The following is a 14,685-nucleotide window of genomic DNA, read 5'->3' as shown; positions in this document are numbered from 1 at the left end:
CTCCTCTCACGCGGTCCACACCCACGACTCGGTCTGCCGGGCCAGGCCGGCCTTGATGGCGTCGCCCGCGGCCTCGCGGGCAAGGGCGGAGCACACGGCGACGTCGATCTTCTGGGTGACGGAGGCCTTGCGGAGCACGTACTTCCCGCCGGGTCGGGCGGCCTTGCGGGCGTTGCCGACGTGCGAGGACGTGATCTCGCAGCCGTCGTGCCGGAAGGTGGTGCCGGCCTTCGTTACGTCGGTCACCAGGCGTTCGGCCGCGGCGTGCATCTGCGTGATCCGGTTGGTGTACCAGCGGATCACCCGGGTCTCCCCGTACTGTTCCGACCAGGCGTCGACCTCGGTCTCCCAGTACGGCGGGTCGAAGTAGCCGCGGACGACGTCGTAGGTGGTCATCACCTCGTCGAGCGCCGCGGCGACCTCGAGGCGGGGAGCCTGGCCGCCCCAGTCGGCCGGGTTCCAGATCGTCGGCCGCCGGTCCGGCCCGTACACCGGGGTGAACTGGTAGCCGTCCAAGGTCTCCGCCCGGAGGCCGGTCCAGTCGTCCAGGTCCGAGCCGTCGAAGCCGAGGACGATCCGGGTCCGCGGCAGCACGGTGCGAGGCTGCGCGAGGGTGTCCCACACGGCCCGCTCGATCCACGTGCCCGTGCCCGCGGTGACCCTGTTGCCGAAGAACCGCTCCGCCTGGGCGAGGTCCTTCTCGACCAGCTCGGCGGCCTCGGCCTCGATGGCGTCGAGGTCGACCCAGCCGGTGCGGGGCTTCGCAGAGTCGCCGTAGACGACCTGGTGGATCTTCCGCCGGTCCGCCTTCAACTTGTACTTCAACCGCGGGTCGGCCAGCCGGTGGTCCCGGTAGATGTCCCGCACCCGCGACTCGGCCGTCCGTTGGGCCACCGAGTCCTCGCTGGGGTCCCACGCGTTGGTCGTCTCGATCGAGCGCCCGCCCATGCCGGCCAGACCGCGACGCTGGGTCTCGGCGACCTGCACCATGCCGGACGCCACTGTCCACAGGCCGGTCTCGTCCTGCACCACGAAGGTGACGCGCTGCCCGAGCCGGGTCCGGGCCCGGGAGGTGACCGGGTCGATCCGGCCGCCGCCTGGCAGGTTGATCCGGGTGTCGCCGGTGTCCGGGACCAGGTCGGCCAGCGGGCCGAGCTCAATCATCGGCTGCAGCGCAGCGTAGACGTTGGCCGTCTGGTCCTCGGAGTTCGCTGCGATCTGGATCAGCGGGGTCGGCCACTCCCGACCGACCGGGTCGCCGTCCGCGTCCCAGCCGTCGAACAGCACTGGGCCGACGGCCTCGGCGCAGATCAGCGCTGCGGAGAACGGGCCCTTGCCCCACTTCTGCGGCCGCACCAGCTGCGAGCGGCGGTAGGCGAAGGCGGGTGCCCGCTGCCCGGGCTGGGCGCCGGGCCGGAGCCGGTAGTGGTGGGCGAGGAACGTCCACATCTCGTCCGTGAGCCGGTAGGACTCGCCCGCCCGGTCGCCGTCCGGGATGACGCAGTGCTCCTCGATCCACTCACCGACCGTCCAACCCAGCGTGGGGAACTCGCCCGGGTACTCAGCCCCCCGCCACGGCACCGGGGTCGACCACCTTCAGCCGCCTCCGCGCGCCTACCGGCGGCCGGGCCGTGCGCTCCTGCCGCTGCTCGGACACCTCGTCGACAGCCACCTCCCAGCGCAGCCGCAGCATCGCCAGCGGGTTCAGCCCGAGACGATCCGCCAGCTGGCGGGACTCCTTCGCCGCGTCGAGGTCGCCCTGCTCGGCCTTGGCCTTCCAGCGGACGTACTGGGCGACCTCGCGGGTCCAGCCCAGGCGTTCCCAGGCGGCGGCCTGGGGAGTCGCCCACAGCTCGGCCCACAGCTCGGCCTCCACCGCCCGGGCGGCCTCGAGCTGGGCGGTCAGGATGTTGGCCGCGCTCAGCGCCGCGTCGTACTTCTTCTGCGTGGACGAGCGGGCCCGGCCGGTCAGCTCCGGTTCGAGGAGCTGCATCTCCAGCTCGTCCGCCAGGCGGCGAGCAGCATCCCGGCGCTCCATGGTCGTGATGTCGTCGAGCAGGGGCCAGCGCGGCGGCTCGCCGGTCCGGCCGGCCGCGGGCAGCTTGGTCGTCGCGTGCGTGGCATTGCGCCGCCGCCGCTGGTCGGCCGGCTTCGGAGCCGGGCCCATCCCTGCCATGTGATCGCCTCCAGGGGCGCCGTTGCGGCGCGTCGGGGCCCGGCCGGTGCGGCCAGGCTGGGTCACACAGCGTCACTTGACGCTCGGTCCGGGGACTCCCAGACCCGTACACACAGCGAGCTGCCTCCCCGGCGGTCCGCCAGGGCAGGCCGTAGGGGGTCACCCCCCAGGGGTCTGGTCACCCTCGGTAGCGACTGAGCAGGCCCAGTCCGGGCACCTTGGCTGCTTGGCCCTGGTCGGCGGCGGGCCGGTCGCCGAGCGGCTCGGCGGCGGGCCTGGGCGGGGCGGTGAGTGGGAGGTCGAGCTCGACCAGGAGCCGGTTGCTCAGCTCGACGGTCCAGGCTCTGGTGGGGTCGCGCGGGTCGACCAGGGCCCGGCCGTCGGGGGTCCGCTTGATGTGGTCCCAGCGGATGAGCGTCTGCCCGGCGTACACCTCGATGGAGATCCAGGCTGGGGAGACGGTGCTCGGGTCGATGTGGTTGGCCTTCAGCCACTTGATGATGGCTTCGCGGTTGGTCTCCAGCTCTTCGCGGAGCAGGAGCCTGAGGACGGTCACGTGCGCTCCTCTCCGATCTGCCCGCGCCCGATGATCTCGGTGCGGATGAAGGTCAGGCAGTCGGCCTCGGTGAAGAACGCGACGCCGCTGAGGGTGAAGCAGCCGCTGTCGAGCTGCAGGATGGCGCACCACGGGGCTTCGGGGGCGAAGGGGTTGATCTCGGGGTCTGCCTCGTACTCGACCCACCAGCCGCGGTCGAGGCCCTGCGTCACCAGGGCCTGCCTGCGATCATGTGGGCCTCGGCGGTGATGTTGGCCATCCCGGCCCGGATCTGCTGTTCGAGTTCGATGGCGGCGCTGATCGCGGGAGGCAGGGCGCGGATCGTCTCGTACTTCTGCTCGGTGGTGTGGCCGTCCCACTGGGCGCGCGGGTCGGCGGGGTCGACCCGTTCGACGTGTCCGAAGAGGCCGGTGTCGGTGGGGGCGATGTGCCAGGAGAGCTGGTGGTCGCCGACGGTGAGGTAGACGATGCACCAGCCGTCCTCGTCAACGTCCGGGGCGGGGACGAGGACGGACGGGTAGAGGGCGGCGAGCCAGGCGACGAGGTGGGCGCGCTCGCGGTAGGCGCCGTCCCGGGTGCTCTCGGCGGCGCGGAGCTGCCGCTGGGCTTCGTCGCGCTGGTGGACGACCTGGTCGAGGTAGGTGCTCATGCGTGCCACCCTCCGGGTTGGTGGGCTGCGGTCTCGCGGCTGTGGCAGCTGGTGCACAGGCCGCGGCCGCGCTTCGGGTCATCGGGGTCGAGGCCGGCGTCGACCAGCTCGCGCCTGCTGAGCGGGTGATGGTCGGCGTGCACCGAGGGGGCGGCGTCGCAGAGCACGCACTGCGGGTCGCGGGCGAGGACGGCGGCGCGGAAGCGTTCGTGCCCGCGGCCGTAGCCACGCTGCCGGGCTCCGCCACGCCGTTGGTCCGCTTCGCGCCGACAGCTCTCGCAGCGGCCACCCGGGGTGTACTCCGGGCAGCCGGGGACGGAGCAGACGGTGAGTGCTCGGCGTCTGGCCATGATGCTCGCCTCCGCCCTACGCTGGCGCCCAACTCGAGGGGGCATGATGGAAGTTCAGGACATCCCACCGAAGCCGACAACGGCTCCGACTGTCGGTCCGCAGCGGGACTGGAATCGGGGCGGGGTCACTGCGGTGGCGGCGGTAGCTGCTGCGCTGGCGCTGCTGGTGATCGGGCTGGCGAGCATCGACGACGACCCGGAGCCGTCGGTGGGCTCGTCGTCGGCGGTGCCGTACACGCCGCCGGTTCGGCACGTGAAGTACAAGCTGACTGGCACGGCGGAGGGCGCCGACCTGACGTTCACCGACGAGCGGGGGCAGACGGCTCAGGCGATGGGGAAGAAGGTGCCGCTGCACTCGGCAACGACGGGAGCGGACGGGATCATCTTCGATGCGGGCCTGTCGACGTTCCTGTACTTCTCGGCCCAGAACACGGGCCGCACTGGGACGCTGACGTGCGAGATCCAGGTGAACGGCCGGACGGTGGCGACGAACACGAGCAGTGGCGGCTATGCGATCGTGACCTGTCAGGCGTGAGATGCGGCCCGCCGGGGGGGATGCCGGCGGGCCGCGACCTGCGTTGCGTCAGTGTCGGCGGAACAGCAGCACCAGGGCGATGCGCTCGCCGCTGAGCGCAGTCTTGCCCTCGGCAGCGGTGAACTGGTCCAGGCGCCAGCCCTCTGCCTCGATCGCCTGGATCTGCTCGGCCATGCCCGGCATTGGGCCGGTGGTGGTGCTCTTCGAGTTCGCCTCGATTGCCTTGAAGACGAAGACCGAGTCGCCCTTGGCGTAAGCCTCTCGGGCCTTGTCGGCGGCCATGCCGCCCTTGACGTTGTTGATGAATCCCATGCGGTGCACCGTGGCAGGCCGCCAGGGTGCGCGGAGCGGTTGTGGCGAGATCGTGATCGGTCACGCAGCGGTAGAGAGTTGGCGGCCTGCGCGCTGCCGGGTGCGGGCCTCGGCGCGGGCGATGGTGAGCTGGCTGTACAGCGGTCGGCCGCGCTCGTCTAGGCCGTCAGGGGTGATGAGGCCACGGCGCTTCCACTGCCAGATTGCATCGGGAGTCACGCCGCACAGGTTGGCGGCCTGAGCGGGGGTCAGAAGCTCTTCCACGCCACGCCTCCCGGGTACGACGAAGCCCCCGCAGCTACTGCTCGGCTGCGGGGGCTTCTGGTGTCTTGGGCACACGTGTGGTGCTGTCGCCAGCCTGACACATCGTGCCGATCTTGCGCAAGCGGCTACGCGGGGGCGGGCCCAACTCCCTGGAGCTCGATGCGCTGTACGGCGTCGACGGTCTCCAGAGCATGGACGATGACTGTCCCAGCCGCCCCGGTGTCGAGGGTGATTTCGGCGTGCGGCTCGGCGAAGAGGCCGCTCAGGTCGGGCTGGCCCGGTGCGATGACGGCGGTGCCGTCCCAGGACTTCAGGCCCAAGTCGTGGTGGTGGACGAGCAGGACGACATCGACGAGGTGGAGGGTGTCGTCGTCGGTGGTGAGGGTGGCGGTTCCGGTGAAGACTCGCTGGCTCATGCGGTCATCCTTTCGCGCTCGCCTGCTCGGCGGCCTTGAATCGCCTGAAGTACCGGTAGGCGGTCGGTTGACTCACCCCGCACTCGGTGGCTGCGGTGCGGGTTGAATCACCCTGGCGCCAGCAGCGGTGGAGCGCAACCACCTTGTCGTCAGAAAGCGCTGTTCGGGCGGGCTGAATCACTTGACTCGCCGGGGCTGAGTCGGCGAGTTCGGGGCCGCCCTGCGGGGGTAGCGGGCCGCGCCAGACGAAGGGGCTGGCGAGGCCGCGGGCGACGGCGGCGCGGATGGCGTCGGGGTCGAGCGGGGTGGTGGGCGCCGGGGTGGCTCGGCCGGCGAGGGCGGCGGCGAGCCAGGTGCGAGTCAGGGTGGTCATGGTGTGGTCCTGGGTGAGTCAGGCGGCGTGGAGTTCGGCGAGCACCTGGTGGACGCGGTCGGTGTAGTCGGCGGGGCTGAATGTGGTTCGGCAGCCGAGGCATTCGCGCCAGCCGTCGGTGCGCTCGCAGAGGGCGAGGAGCTGGCAGGCGGGGCAGGGGGTGCGGACGGGGCGGGTGGATCGGATGGGGTGGCGGGCGAGGTGGTTGAGGTGGCGGTGGAGGGTGTCGATCTCAGTGGCGAGGTCGTCGGCGTAGTCGCGTTGGGCGGCGAACGGCAGGTGGAAGGTGAGGATCTTGATGCTGGTGCTGGCCGCCATCTCGCCGCGGATGGCCGGCATCCGCGTCCAGGCGGTCCAGTCGTTGGCACGGGCGCGGTCGTCGAGGACGGTGCAGGCCCAGGACTCGAGGATGTCGATGTTGGGCTCGGTGGGGTCGGTGAGGGCGTCGAGGGTGTCGAGGCGGCAGGGCAGGGGCGGGGTGCGGGTGGCGCCGGAGACGCGGCCGTCGCGGGTGCCGCTGCCGGGGAGCAGGGTGAGGTAGGTGTGGGTGAGGAGTTCGGGCATCTCGTTGAGCTGCTGGCGGAGGCGGGCGGTGCGGGCGGCGGTGAGCACGGCGGTGGTCTCCTCGGTGGCACTGGGCTGTCAGGTGTTGGCGGGCTGGTAGGTGTCGATGTCGGCCAGGTCCTCGATGGGCTTCCACCGTCCGTGGCGGAGCGCGTAGCGGCGGGTGTCGCCGTCGGGCCAGTCGTCGCCGACGAGTTCGGCTTCCGCGCGGGCCTGCTCGGTGGCGTGGCTGGCGGGTGCCGGGGTGGTCACTGCTCCTGGCTCGGCAGGGTGGGGAACCACGCCGGAGGTCCGGGCGGCGGTGGGGCAGTGGTGTAGATGAGGGTCGATCCGTGGCGCTCCCACAGCAGCGGGATCCCGGCGGAGGCGTTGATGATGCCGAGGTCGTCGGGGGCGTCGAGGTTCATGGCCGGTCTCCGTTCGCGGCGGTGCGGGTGATCTGTTCGGCTTCGGCGATGGCGCGGATGGTCGCGCGGTGGATCTTCCACTGGTGGATGCGCTCGTCGGCCCAGGAGAGGAGCCAGATGGATCCGCCGGTGGCGGCCAGGGCGAGCATGCCGAGGAGGACGTCGATCATGGAGCCGTTGCTCCGGTGGCTGGGGCCGCCCCGAGGTGGGGCGGCCGGCGGATGGTCGGTCAGTCGTGCTCGTAGAACTCGACCTGGATGCCGTCGCGGCGGACGGTGATGCCGGCGTGGTCGCCGAAGGCGTCGAGGAGGACGTGCTCGAACTCGCCGCCTTCGAGCGCGTGCTGCAGCGCGCGGCAGCGGCGGTAGCGGGCCTCGTCCGGGCCCTGGTACGGGCCCTGCTCCCAGTCCCAGCCCCTGGCAGTCCCGGGCGCATCGACCTTGACGTACGGCTCCTCGCCGAGGCTGGGGTGGGAGCTGTCCAGGCTCAGCTCGTACTCGTCGGTGTCCTCGTCCTGGTCGGTGCGCACCCACGGGGTGTGGACGCTGAACTCGCAGGGCTCGCCGTCGTTGAAGTACGGGGTGTACTGGGTCCAGCCGAATTCGACGATGGTCGGGTCGTCGAGGATGGCCTGGAGGATCGGCTGGAGGTCTTCGGCGGGGCGCTGGTCGACGCGGGTGGAGCCCTGGGTGATGTCGCCCTGGACGGCGATGCCGAGGAAGGTGCGGGTCGTGGTCATTTGGTGCCTCCGGTGGGCTGGTTGAGGAGAAGGTGGGAGAGGGGGACGGTCTTGCGCTGGGCGCCGGACATCCAGGTCTTGATGGGCATGCCATCGATGTAGTCCGCCGGGGAGGGGAGCCAGCCGAGGTCTTCGAGGATGTGGCGTTCGGCGATCTCGCGGACGGGGATCTGGACGGTGCCGTGCTGGCGGGGGATGTCGAGGGTGACGCCGAAGATCCGCTGGCAGAGCCAGACGCCCTCGGTGTGGTGGTAGAGGGAGCGGTGCCGGACGTCGCCGATGATCCGCTTGCTGCTGTCGATGAACTCGTGGATGGGGAGGTAGAGCTCGGGGGCGCCGCCCCACTTGCGGGCGGCGGACTGGGCGTGCCGGTAGCTGTTCACGCTGGCCCTTCGGGCGGGGCCGCCCCGGGGTGGGGCGGCCGGCGGGTGGTCAGGCGGACGGCGCGGTAACGGGTCGGGGGCCGTTGACGGTGTGGCAGGGGCATTGCCACGCGGGGGATCGGCCCTTTGCGCATCCGCACGTCGTGCCGTCGGGGTCCGTGCAGGAGCACCTGGCGTCGCGGCGGTAGGTGGTCCAGGTGCGGCGCCATCGGGTGAGGGCGTCGTCGTTGTCGGCGCCGTCCCAGGTGGTCAGGGTGGCGAGGTCGGCGGGTAGCGGCGCGGGCTGCTGGCGGAGGGCGGCCAGTTCCTCGGGCACGTTGCCGACGAGCGGCCCGATGTACGCGGCCACGGCGACGGTGAGCGCGGCGGTCAGGTCGGTGGTGTCGCCGAGCCGGACCGGGGTGGTGCGCAGGGTCTGGTCGATGACGGAGGCGAGCGGGGCGAGGGCGACGGTCAGCGCGGCGTCGGAGAGGCCGGCCGGGGGCTGCACGGGCGTGGTCATTCGGTGTCCTCGTAGTAGTCGGTACCCGGGTCGATCGCGGAGATCGCGTATCGGACGAGGCAGGCCGTGCAGCTGTCGCACCGGCACGACAGGTCGTAGCCCTCGGCGAGCAGGGTGGCGCGTTGCTCGGCGGCGGCCGCGCGGCGGGTCTCGTCGCGGTAGATGTCGAGCAGGTTGGTGGCCGCGTCGGGTGCGCACTGGCCGTTGCGGATCATGGCGAGGCGGATGGTGCCGCGGACGCCGCTGTCGGCCTGCTGCTCGGGCGCGCTCACCGGGCGGCCGCCGGGGTGTCGACGGTGACCCCGTACCGGGAAGCGAGGTCGAGGCAGCGCGGGCAGGTAGCGTCCGCCGCAGGGCGCGGTTCCAGGCCCCACCAGTCGCGACGGGGTTCGCACAGAGCGTCGCCCGCGGACCGGCTGATCCGTCCGGCGTGCAGCGCTTCGTCGAGCCGCAGGTGGTAGCCGCCGTTCGACCGGGCGCCCTCGCGGCGGCTGAACGCGTAGACGACGTGTGCGGTGGCGGCCATCGGTCAGTCCTCCTGGCCGGCGCGGGCCGCGAGGATGTGCACTGCCGCATCCTTGTGGCAGAGGGTGTGGCCGGACGGGGTGGCGAGGGCGAGGTCTGCGGCCTCGACGAGCACCTGGTCGCGGGGCTGGTACTCGGCGGCGGCCCGGCCAAGCTGGTCCCACACCGAGCTGTAGACCTTGCCGCGGATGTACGGGTCGAAGCGGTCGGCATCCTGGTCGTCGCCGATCGCCTCGTCGATGGCTTCACCGAGGAAGTCGCGGCCCTCGGTGAGAAGGTAGGTGACCAGGCCGCGGGCGACGCGGTCCGCGATGACGGGGATCTCCTGGTTGGTGATGGGCTCGGGCTCGGTGGTCATGGGTGGTCTCCGGTGTGGTGTGGGCGGTGGCGGGCCGTCAGGCGGCGGACGGACGGCGGTTGGTGGTCGAGCGGCTGCGGTGGACGACGCGGCTGCGGTGGACGACGCGGCGGCCGCCGGGCAGCGGGCGGGGCACGCCGGGCGCGGGGGCGAGGAGCTCTCGGCCGAGGCGCCGGCGCTCCTCGGGGCTGAGGAGCAGCGCGACCGGGGTGCCGTCTTCGGCGAGGCAGCACAGGATGGTGTCGTCGGTGGCGGTGGCGGGCGGGATCTCGGTGCGGTCCCAGTGGGCGATGATCGGGTCCATGGCGGGCTGTCAGGCGGCCGCGTGGGCCGCGTGGGCCGCGCGGTAGGCGTTGACGATGGCGCGCGGCACGAGGCCGACCGGGGCGACTACGCGGCCGGTCTCGGCGGCCCAGGCCCGGATCAGCGCGGCTTCCGTGCGGTCCGGGCGGCCGCCCTGGGCCGGAGTGGTGCCGCGCGCCTTGCGCAGGGTCGCCTCGGCGTCGGCCAGGGCCTGCTTCGCGCGGTGGACCTGCTCCTCGGCCGCCGTCACCACGACCTCGCGCCGTCGGGCCTGCTGGAGGTCGGCGAGCGCGGTACGGGCCTGATCGGCCAGGCGCTGCAACCTGGCGGAGGAGTGCTGCATGCCCCAGGAGATGAGCTCCTGGGCCGGACCGGTCGACGATGGGCCCCGGTCGGCGACGAACTGCTTGGCGGCGCCGGCCGCGGTAACGGCGGCGCCGATCTCGTCCTGGGTGAGGCCGGTGGCCGAGGTGATGGTGGCGATGGGCTCGCCGTCCGTGTACATCGAGACGGCGACGGCGGCTTCGGCGTTCACGGGCTGGGCCTCCTTGGGGGTGCGGGGTCGGATGCGGGGGGCGGGCGGGCGGATGACGTCGGGCATCTCGGCGTCGATCAGCGCGCGGAGGGCGGCGATCGTCATGCGGCGGGCTGGCACCACTCGGCGGGGTCGGCGAGCTCTTGGGCGGCCTGGTAGGCGGCGGCCGCTGCCTCGGGGGTGTCGAAGGTGCCCAGGTGCTGGCTGATTCGACCGCGCTTGATCTTGGCGGTGTACCGCTTGTTGCGGCGGGAGACGCCGCGGGGGAGGTCACGGGGCGCCAAGGCCCGGTTGAGGTTGTTCTGGGTCGGGGTGGCCAGCCGCAGGTTCGCGCGGCGGCAGTCGAGCCGGTTCCGGTTGATGTGGTCGACGAGGGTGTCCGTCCGGTCGCCGGCCGGGATGCCCATGACCCAGCGGTGCAGGAGGGTACGGACGCCGCCGTCGCGGATCTGGGCGTAGCCGTGGGATCCGAGGGAGATGCGGCGGCCGGCGAGGCGGACGGCGTCGGCCTGGTCGACGAGCACGGTGACGGTGGTGCCGTCGCCGGCGCTGGCGGTGAGGGTGGTGGTCATGGTGCTCCCGTCGGAGGTCAGGCGGCGGTGTGTTGGGCGTAGGCCTCGATGCGCCAGGGGTGGGACGTCTCCTTGATGCGGGGGGTGCGTCCGGTGCCGGTGCAGGGCAGCCCGGCGGTTCCTCGGCAGCCCTCGACCTGGCAGGTGATGGCGCGTTCGGGGTGCGGGGCCGGGGTGGGGAAATGATCGTTTTCGCCTCGCGCGCCCGCGCGGACCTGTGGCTGAGGTGGGAGGTCCGGAAGGGTGTGGTGAGGTTCTGGGTCCCTACCGGAGGTAGGTGTACTGGTACCCCCCGCCTGGGACGGGTTCCGGAACCCGTCCTGCGACGGGTTCCGGGGGCGTCCTAGGACGGGTTCCGAACCTTCGGATGCCGTCCTGGGACGGGTTCCGGATTCCAGTCCTGGGACGGGTTCCGGACTCCCGCCTGGGACGGGTTCCGGAACCCGTCCTGCGACGGGTTCCAGGGCTTCGGCGGCTGCCGCTTTCTGCCGTGCTCGGGCCCGTTTCTGCCGGGTCTCGGTGTACAGGGGCATGTGCTTGGCCCAGTCGAGCTTCTGCCCGGTTGGCATCAGCAGCTGGTACATCGCGGTGGCGTTCGGCCGGCGCCGCTTGGCCAGGACGCCGACCGCGATCAGGACCTTCACCGCGCGGGCCACGGCCTCATCCGTACCGCCGACGAGGGTGGCCAGGGTCTCCTGGCCCGGGAACGCGTTGCTTCCGTCCGCGTCTGCGTAGGTCGCGATCATGTGTCCGACGTGCGCCACCCTGGCCATCTCCGGCGTGCCGATGCGCAGGGTCTCGTTGCGGAGCGCGTTGATCCACGCGTTCCGTACGGACTGCACGGCGGGTCGGTCAGATGCCACGGGGGGTACTCCAAGGGGCGGTGCGGGTAGGGCTGCTGGTCGCCCGGGGCGGGGGGAGTGTCGCTCCGCCCCGGGCCGTGCAGGGGTTAGGCGTAGACGCGGGAGAGGGGCCCGAAGCTCGCCACCACCTGGTCGAGCGGCACCGAGTCGGCGTCGCCCAGCTCGACCAGGTCCATCAGCGGCGTGCCGGAGAAGGTGTCGCGGCCGCTGTAGGCCCAGCGGTCACCCTGCTGGTCCCACCAGTCGGTGCCGAGGTCGTAGACGCTCCCCCCGACGGCGGCGCTCGCGCGCTTCGTGGCGTCCGACCACTCGTTGACGATGTTCTGACGCACCGCGCCGCTCTGGTACTTGGGCATCACCATCCCGAGGAACCCGTCGTCAGCCGCCAGGACGAGCGCCTTGCGCGCCTCGGACTGCCAGGCGTGCAGGTTCTCGCCGACGACTGCGAACCGGGCCAGGAAGCACGGGTTGAAGCCGGTCAGCGGGACCAGCTCCACCGTCCGGGCGAGCTCCCTGCGAACGAACTCGCGCCACTCGAGCACCGGCTTGTGCACAGGGCTGGCCAGGCGCAGGGTCCGTGCGCCGTGGCGCAGCGTCAGGGTGGTGCTGTTGCGGTGCCGGGCGGCCCCGATGCGGACCTCGGCGTCCGGTGCGAGGTGCTCCAGCCACGTCGTCGTGGTGGCGATGTCGGTGCTGGAGAGGTAGCCGTGCCACGGGCCGGTGTTGTCGGCGCTGACGCGGTCGACGGCGAAGGTGAAGCGGTCGGTGGCGACGGCGAACAGGTGCTCGCCGTCGGCCTCGATGCGGATCGCGTGCAGCGCCGGCAGCTCGGAGTCGGTGCCGACGTGCGGCGCGGTGCGGGTGATCAGTCGCAGCAGAGCGGCTGCGGCGGCGGTGGTCTTCACAGGGCGTCGACCTTCGGGTACGGGCGCGTGGCCTGGTGGGTGTTCTGGGTGGTGGCGGCAAGCACGGCACCACCGTGCGGCGAGTGGCCGAGCTGCTTGCGCAGGTCGTCCCGGTCCTGGAGGAGCACCTGCACCTGCTCCTCCAGCCGGCCGACCTGGGCGACCAGGTCCCGGCGGCCGGTTCGGTACGCGGAGGCCACGTTCGCGGCGGCGGCCTCGGCCAGGACCGCGCGGCGGGCCAGGCGGCCGGCCGACCGACCCAGGTGCAGCACTTCGCGCTCGCTCTCGGCAGCGCGCTCCTGCAGGCGTTCAATCTCGGCGTGCAGGGCGGCCAAGCGGCGGCGGGTGATGAGCAGCGGCATCAGGCGGCCTCCGTCCGGCCGATCGAGCGGACATCGGCCAGGGCCTGGGCGTACGTCGCGCACCACGACCGGCAGTACGCCCGCAGGAGGCCGCCGACCACGGCGGTCGTCCAGCCGTCCGGCACCGGCCCGGCCGTGACGACCCCGCACGCCGACTCCGTGCAGGGCGCCGGGACCGCGCGAACCTGGACCGTCGACACCGGCTCGTCCTGGCGCCGCTGTCGCGGGTGCCCGATGACGCCGGTCTGGCTCCTCGTCGCCGCCCGGTACCGGGCGGCGTCCTCGCGGAAGGCGGCCAGGCAGGGCTCGCACGACTTGACCTTGCGGTACCGGTGCTGCCGGTACCCGCGGGGCGTGCCGTGGTCGATGCCCTCGGCCACGCCGATCACTCTGGGGGTGCTCATCTACTCTCCTCGGGTGCGCTGGCGGGGCAGGTAGAGCGGGGCGGCGGCCGCCCGGGCGGCGCGGGCCCGGCGGCGGCGGCGCGCGGCGGCCAGGCGGGGGCTGGCCGCGATGGCGGCCATCACGGCCAGGAAGGCGGCGGCGATCAGGGCGATCACAGCGTCCCCATCGCCCGCATCTGCGCGATCGCGGCGGCGTAGGCGAGACGGACGTCCTGCGGCCAGTCGGCCGGGTCGCCGTGCTCATCGATCCACTGCGAGCACAGCTCGGTCTCGGCGGCGGTGTGCACCGGCCGGACGGGCAGCGACGGGGCGGCGGGCTCGTAGGCGGAAGACCGCAGCCGGGCCCCGGCGAACTGGGCGCCGAGGACGCCGACGTACGCGCTGGTGTCGCCCGTCTTCGGGGAGTGGACCTCGTACTCCTCGGTCTCGGCGCCGATGGCCCTCGCCAGCGCCCGCACGGCGTCGTGGCCGCCCGCGGTGCCGTAGTCGGGGGTGGCGGACAGGCTGCCGTCCCGATCGATCGTCCATCGCAACGGTGTTGCCGCCAGCTCGGGGTGTTGGGCCAGCAGGACGTGCAGCGCGGCGACCGTGGCCAGGGGCGAGGCGGTCACGCGGGCACCGCCTCTCGGCGCGGCGCGGTCGCGGTGGGGATCGACGCGGACAGCTCGACGGTCACGTCGGCGAGCACGGTGGTCATCGTCCACACCCGGCGCGGGTCGGCCGCCCCGCCCGCCGTCGACGCCTCGAAGCGACCGACGAGCAGGACCTGGCGGAACCAGGCGTCCAGGGCCCGCAGGGCGCTGTCGTCCGAGCTGCGGAACCGGCCGGTGATGCGGTCGCCGACGACGCACCAGGTCGGGGTGATGTGCTGGGGGACGCCGGCGGTGGCGGCGCGGTGCACCAGGTCGGACAGGACGCTCAGCGCCCCGGCCTGGTACTGCAGTTGGGTAAGCTGGCTCATGGCCTGCTCCTTCTCGTTCTCGGGATGGTGTTGATCGCGGGCCGATGGGCCTCTGCTGCGGCATCCGGTTGCGCCCGGGTGTCTGCCGGCGGGGGCCCGACCCATGTCTGGGGTGTGTCAGGCGGCGAGCGGCTGCGGCTGCTTCGCGCGGCGCGACTCGGGGGCCCGGCGGGTGGGGTCGAGCTCCGGGTTCGACCGGGAGTCCTGGGCCTCGGCCTGGGCGAGCCACCGGTCGAGCTCGGCGACGCGGTAGAGCACGCGCCCGCCGGCACGGAAGCTCGCGGGTCCGATGCGGCGTTCCCGGAGACGGCGAAGAGCCTTCGGGGTGCGGCCGATGTAGGCCGCTGCCCGTTCCAGCGTCACTACCGGCGGCACGGGGACCTGCATGGCGTCCATGATTTCCCTTCGTTTCTCATTCCGATGGATCGGCGATTTCCAGCAAGGGCACCTGCAGCCCGTCGGCGATCCTCTTGATCACCTCTGGCTGGGCACCTCTTTGTCCGCGCTCGATCCGGGACAAGTGGGCGGGAGAGATGGCGACTTGGCCGGCGAAGCGGCGAAGGCCATAGCCCGCCTGTTCGCGTTTGCGTCGGATGTCCTGCCCTCGCGCTCTCACATGACCAACCGTATGGGTAACCATGGGGAATGACAAGGCCTTGTGGGGAAATGAA

At 72.4% G+C, this 14,685-nt stretch carries 33 protein-coding genes; 1 reads left to right on the top strand and 32 read right to left on the bottom strand.

Annotated elements, in window-relative coordinates:
• Window positions 1-6 precede the first annotated feature (6 nt).
• From ACZ3J7_RS07755 to ACZ3J7_RS07730, 6 genes are all read right to left on the bottom strand, one after another.
• A complete protein-coding gene (locus ACZ3J7_RS07755; RefSeq protein ID WP_465617890.1) occupies window positions 7-1,581 on the bottom strand; it encodes a hypothetical protein in 1,575 nt (524 codons plus the stop codon).
• Window positions 1,562-2,176 (bottom strand): hypothetical protein, encoded by a 615-nt coding sequence (locus ACZ3J7_RS07750; protein ID WP_465617888.1) that lies wholly within the window; start codon window positions 2,174-2,176, stop codon window positions 1,562-1,564. The genes ACZ3J7_RS07755 and ACZ3J7_RS07750 overlap by 20 nt, the downstream gene beginning before the upstream one ends.
• Before the next feature lie 178 nt (window positions 2,177-2,354).
• Window positions 2,355-2,732 carry a hypothetical protein gene (locus tag ACZ3J7_RS07745; protein WP_465617886.1) on the bottom strand — a complete coding sequence of 126 codons (378 nt, stop codon included), beginning with the start codon at window positions 2,730-2,732 and terminating at the stop codon, window positions 2,355-2,357.
• The gene (locus tag ACZ3J7_RS07740; protein ID WP_465617884.1) at window positions 2,729-2,944 is read right to left on the bottom strand and encodes a hypothetical protein; all 216 of its coding nucleotides are present in this window, start codon (window positions 2,942-2,944) and stop codon (window positions 2,729-2,731) included. The genes ACZ3J7_RS07745 and ACZ3J7_RS07740 overlap by 4 nt, the downstream gene beginning before the upstream one ends.
• The gene (locus ACZ3J7_RS07735; protein WP_465617882.1) at window positions 2,941-3,381 is read right to left on the bottom strand and encodes a hypothetical protein; all 441 of its coding nucleotides are present in this window, start codon (window positions 3,379-3,381) and stop codon (window positions 2,941-2,943) included. Before ACZ3J7_RS07735 ends, ACZ3J7_RS07740 begins: the two co-directional genes overlap by 4 nt.
• Window positions 3,378-3,731: a holin gene (locus ACZ3J7_RS07730; RefSeq protein ID WP_465617880.1), complete on the bottom strand. Its 354-nt coding sequence runs from the start codon at window positions 3,729-3,731 to the stop codon at window positions 3,378-3,380. The genes ACZ3J7_RS07735 and ACZ3J7_RS07730 overlap by 4 nt, the downstream gene beginning before the upstream one ends.
• Window positions 3,732-3,774: 43 nt before the next feature.
• On the opposite strand from ACZ3J7_RS07730, the gene ACZ3J7_RS07725 reads away from it, so the two are divergent.
• A complete protein-coding gene (locus ACZ3J7_RS07725) occupies window positions 3,775-4,266 on the top strand; it encodes a hypothetical protein (RefSeq protein WP_465617878.1) in 492 nt (163 codons plus the stop codon).
• A 48-nt stretch (window positions 4,267-4,314) separates the two neighbouring features.
• On the opposite strand, the gene ACZ3J7_RS07720 is transcribed toward ACZ3J7_RS07725, so the two are convergent.
• From ACZ3J7_RS07720 to ACZ3J7_RS07595, 26 genes are all read right to left on the bottom strand, one after another.
• A complete protein-coding gene (locus tag ACZ3J7_RS07720) occupies window positions 4,315-4,578 on the bottom strand; it encodes a hypothetical protein (RefSeq protein ID WP_465617876.1) in 264 nt (87 codons plus the stop codon).
• A gap of 60 nt (window positions 4,579-4,638) precedes the next feature.
• Window positions 4,639-4,842, bottom strand: a complete 204-nt coding sequence (locus ACZ3J7_RS07715) for a MerR family transcriptional regulator (protein WP_465617874.1) — start codon at window positions 4,840-4,842, stop codon at window positions 4,639-4,641.
• Window positions 4,843-4,967: 125 nt separating this feature from the next.
• Window positions 4,968-5,258 carry a hypothetical protein gene (locus ACZ3J7_RS07710; protein ID WP_465617872.1) on the bottom strand — a complete coding sequence of 97 codons (291 nt, stop codon included), beginning with the start codon at window positions 5,256-5,258 and terminating at the stop codon, window positions 4,968-4,970.
• A gap of 4 nt (window positions 5,259-5,262) precedes the next feature.
• Window positions 5,263-5,631, bottom strand: a complete 369-nt coding sequence (locus ACZ3J7_RS07705) for a helix-turn-helix domain-containing protein (protein WP_465617870.1) — start codon at window positions 5,629-5,631, stop codon at window positions 5,263-5,265.
• Window positions 5,632-5,649: 18 nt separating this feature from the next.
• Window positions 5,650-6,243 (bottom strand): hypothetical protein, encoded by a 594-nt coding sequence (locus tag ACZ3J7_RS07700; protein WP_465617868.1) that lies wholly within the window; start codon window positions 6,241-6,243, stop codon window positions 5,650-5,652.
• A gap of 30 nt (window positions 6,244-6,273) precedes the next feature.
• Window positions 6,274-6,447: a hypothetical protein gene (locus ACZ3J7_RS07695; RefSeq protein ID WP_465617867.1), complete on the bottom strand. Its 174-nt coding sequence runs from the start codon at window positions 6,445-6,447 to the stop codon at window positions 6,274-6,276.
• Window positions 6,444-6,602, bottom strand: coding sequence for a hypothetical protein (locus tag ACZ3J7_RS07690; protein ID WP_465617865.1), 159 nt, complete (start codon window positions 6,600-6,602; stop codon window positions 6,444-6,446). Before ACZ3J7_RS07690 ends, ACZ3J7_RS07695 begins: the two co-directional genes overlap by 4 nt.
• Entirely contained in the window at window positions 6,599-6,772 is a 174-nt protein-coding gene (locus ACZ3J7_RS07685; protein WP_465617863.1) for a hypothetical protein, read from the bottom strand. The genes ACZ3J7_RS07690 and ACZ3J7_RS07685 overlap by 4 nt, the downstream gene beginning before the upstream one ends.
• A 59-nt stretch (window positions 6,773-6,831) precedes the next feature.
• Window positions 6,832-7,341, bottom strand: coding sequence for a hypothetical protein (locus ACZ3J7_RS07680; protein WP_465617861.1), 510 nt, complete (start codon window positions 7,339-7,341; stop codon window positions 6,832-6,834).
• A complete protein-coding gene (locus ACZ3J7_RS07675; protein WP_465617860.1) occupies window positions 7,338-7,724 on the bottom strand; it encodes a DUF6915 family protein in 387 nt (128 codons plus the stop codon). Before ACZ3J7_RS07675 ends, ACZ3J7_RS07680 begins: the two co-directional genes overlap by 4 nt.
• A gap of 49 nt (window positions 7,725-7,773) precedes the next feature.
• Window positions 7,774-8,226, bottom strand: a complete 453-nt coding sequence (locus ACZ3J7_RS07670) for a hypothetical protein (RefSeq protein WP_465617858.1) — start codon at window positions 8,224-8,226, stop codon at window positions 7,774-7,776.
• A complete protein-coding gene (locus ACZ3J7_RS07665) occupies window positions 8,223-8,498 on the bottom strand; it encodes a hypothetical protein (RefSeq protein ID WP_465617856.1) in 276 nt (91 codons plus the stop codon). The genes ACZ3J7_RS07670 and ACZ3J7_RS07665 overlap by 4 nt, the downstream gene beginning before the upstream one ends.
• On the bottom strand, window positions 8,495-8,752 hold the full coding sequence (locus tag ACZ3J7_RS07660) for a hypothetical protein (RefSeq protein WP_465617854.1): 258 nt from the start codon (window positions 8,750-8,752) through the stop codon (window positions 8,495-8,497). Before ACZ3J7_RS07660 ends, ACZ3J7_RS07665 begins: the two co-directional genes overlap by 4 nt.
• Window positions 8,753-8,755: 3 nt before the next feature.
• Window positions 8,756-9,109: a hypothetical protein gene (locus ACZ3J7_RS07655; RefSeq protein WP_465617852.1), complete on the bottom strand. Its 354-nt coding sequence runs from the start codon at window positions 9,107-9,109 to the stop codon at window positions 8,756-8,758.
• A gap of 37 nt (window positions 9,110-9,146) precedes the next feature.
• Window positions 9,147-9,413, bottom strand: coding sequence for a hypothetical protein (locus ACZ3J7_RS07650; RefSeq protein WP_465617850.1), 267 nt, complete (start codon window positions 9,411-9,413; stop codon window positions 9,147-9,149).
• Between the two features lie 9 nt (window positions 9,414-9,422).
• A complete protein-coding gene (locus tag ACZ3J7_RS07645) occupies window positions 9,423-10,052 on the bottom strand; it encodes a hypothetical protein (protein ID WP_465617849.1) in 630 nt (209 codons plus the stop codon).
• A complete protein-coding gene (locus ACZ3J7_RS07640; protein WP_465617848.1) occupies window positions 10,049-10,519 on the bottom strand; it encodes an HNH endonuclease in 471 nt (156 codons plus the stop codon). The genes ACZ3J7_RS07645 and ACZ3J7_RS07640 overlap by 4 nt, the downstream gene beginning before the upstream one ends.
• Window positions 10,520-10,536: 17 nt before the next feature.
• Window positions 10,537-11,382, bottom strand: coding sequence for a hypothetical protein (locus tag ACZ3J7_RS07635; RefSeq protein WP_465617847.1), 846 nt, complete (start codon window positions 11,380-11,382; stop codon window positions 10,537-10,539).
• Window positions 11,383-11,468: 86 nt separating this feature from the next.
• Window positions 11,469-12,287 carry a phiSA1p31-related protein gene (locus tag ACZ3J7_RS07630; protein ID WP_465617846.1) on the bottom strand — a complete coding sequence of 273 codons (819 nt, stop codon included), beginning with the start codon at window positions 12,285-12,287 and terminating at the stop codon, window positions 11,469-11,471.
• A complete protein-coding gene (locus ACZ3J7_RS07625; protein WP_465617845.1) occupies window positions 12,284-12,649 on the bottom strand; it encodes a hypothetical protein in 366 nt (121 codons plus the stop codon). The genes ACZ3J7_RS07630 and ACZ3J7_RS07625 overlap by 4 nt, the downstream gene beginning before the upstream one ends.
• Complete coding sequence (locus ACZ3J7_RS07620) at window positions 12,649-13,053, bottom strand: hypothetical protein (protein WP_465617843.1); 405 nt, start codon at window positions 13,051-13,053, stop codon at window positions 12,649-12,651. The genes ACZ3J7_RS07625 and ACZ3J7_RS07620 overlap by 1 nt, the downstream gene beginning before the upstream one ends.
• Complete coding sequence (locus ACZ3J7_RS07615; protein WP_465617841.1) at window positions 13,054-13,209, bottom strand: hypothetical protein; 156 nt, start codon at window positions 13,207-13,209, stop codon at window positions 13,054-13,056.
• A complete protein-coding gene (locus tag ACZ3J7_RS07610) occupies window positions 13,206-13,664 on the bottom strand; it encodes a hypothetical protein (RefSeq protein ID WP_465617839.1) in 459 nt (152 codons plus the stop codon). Before ACZ3J7_RS07610 ends, ACZ3J7_RS07615 begins: the two co-directional genes overlap by 4 nt.
• Complete coding sequence (locus ACZ3J7_RS07605; RefSeq protein WP_465617837.1) at window positions 13,661-14,014, bottom strand: hypothetical protein; 354 nt, start codon at window positions 14,012-14,014, stop codon at window positions 13,661-13,663. The genes ACZ3J7_RS07610 and ACZ3J7_RS07605 overlap by 4 nt, the downstream gene beginning before the upstream one ends.
• Before the next feature lie 117 nt (window positions 14,015-14,131).
• Window positions 14,132-14,410, bottom strand: a complete 279-nt coding sequence (locus tag ACZ3J7_RS07600; protein WP_465617835.1) for a helix-turn-helix domain-containing protein — start codon at window positions 14,408-14,410, stop codon at window positions 14,132-14,134.
• 16 nt (window positions 14,411-14,426) lie between these two features.
• Window positions 14,427-14,654 carry a helix-turn-helix domain-containing protein gene (locus tag ACZ3J7_RS07595; protein ID WP_465617833.1) on the bottom strand — a complete coding sequence of 76 codons (228 nt, stop codon included), beginning with the start codon at window positions 14,652-14,654 and terminating at the stop codon, window positions 14,427-14,429.
• Between the last annotated feature and the right edge of the window lie 31 nt (window positions 14,655-14,685).

It is taken from the genome of Kitasatospora sp. NPDC015121 (genome assembly GCF_055562955.1).
The sequence above is the reverse complement of the archived record's forward strand: the minus strand, read 5'-3'. Positions and strand labels throughout refer to the sequence as shown.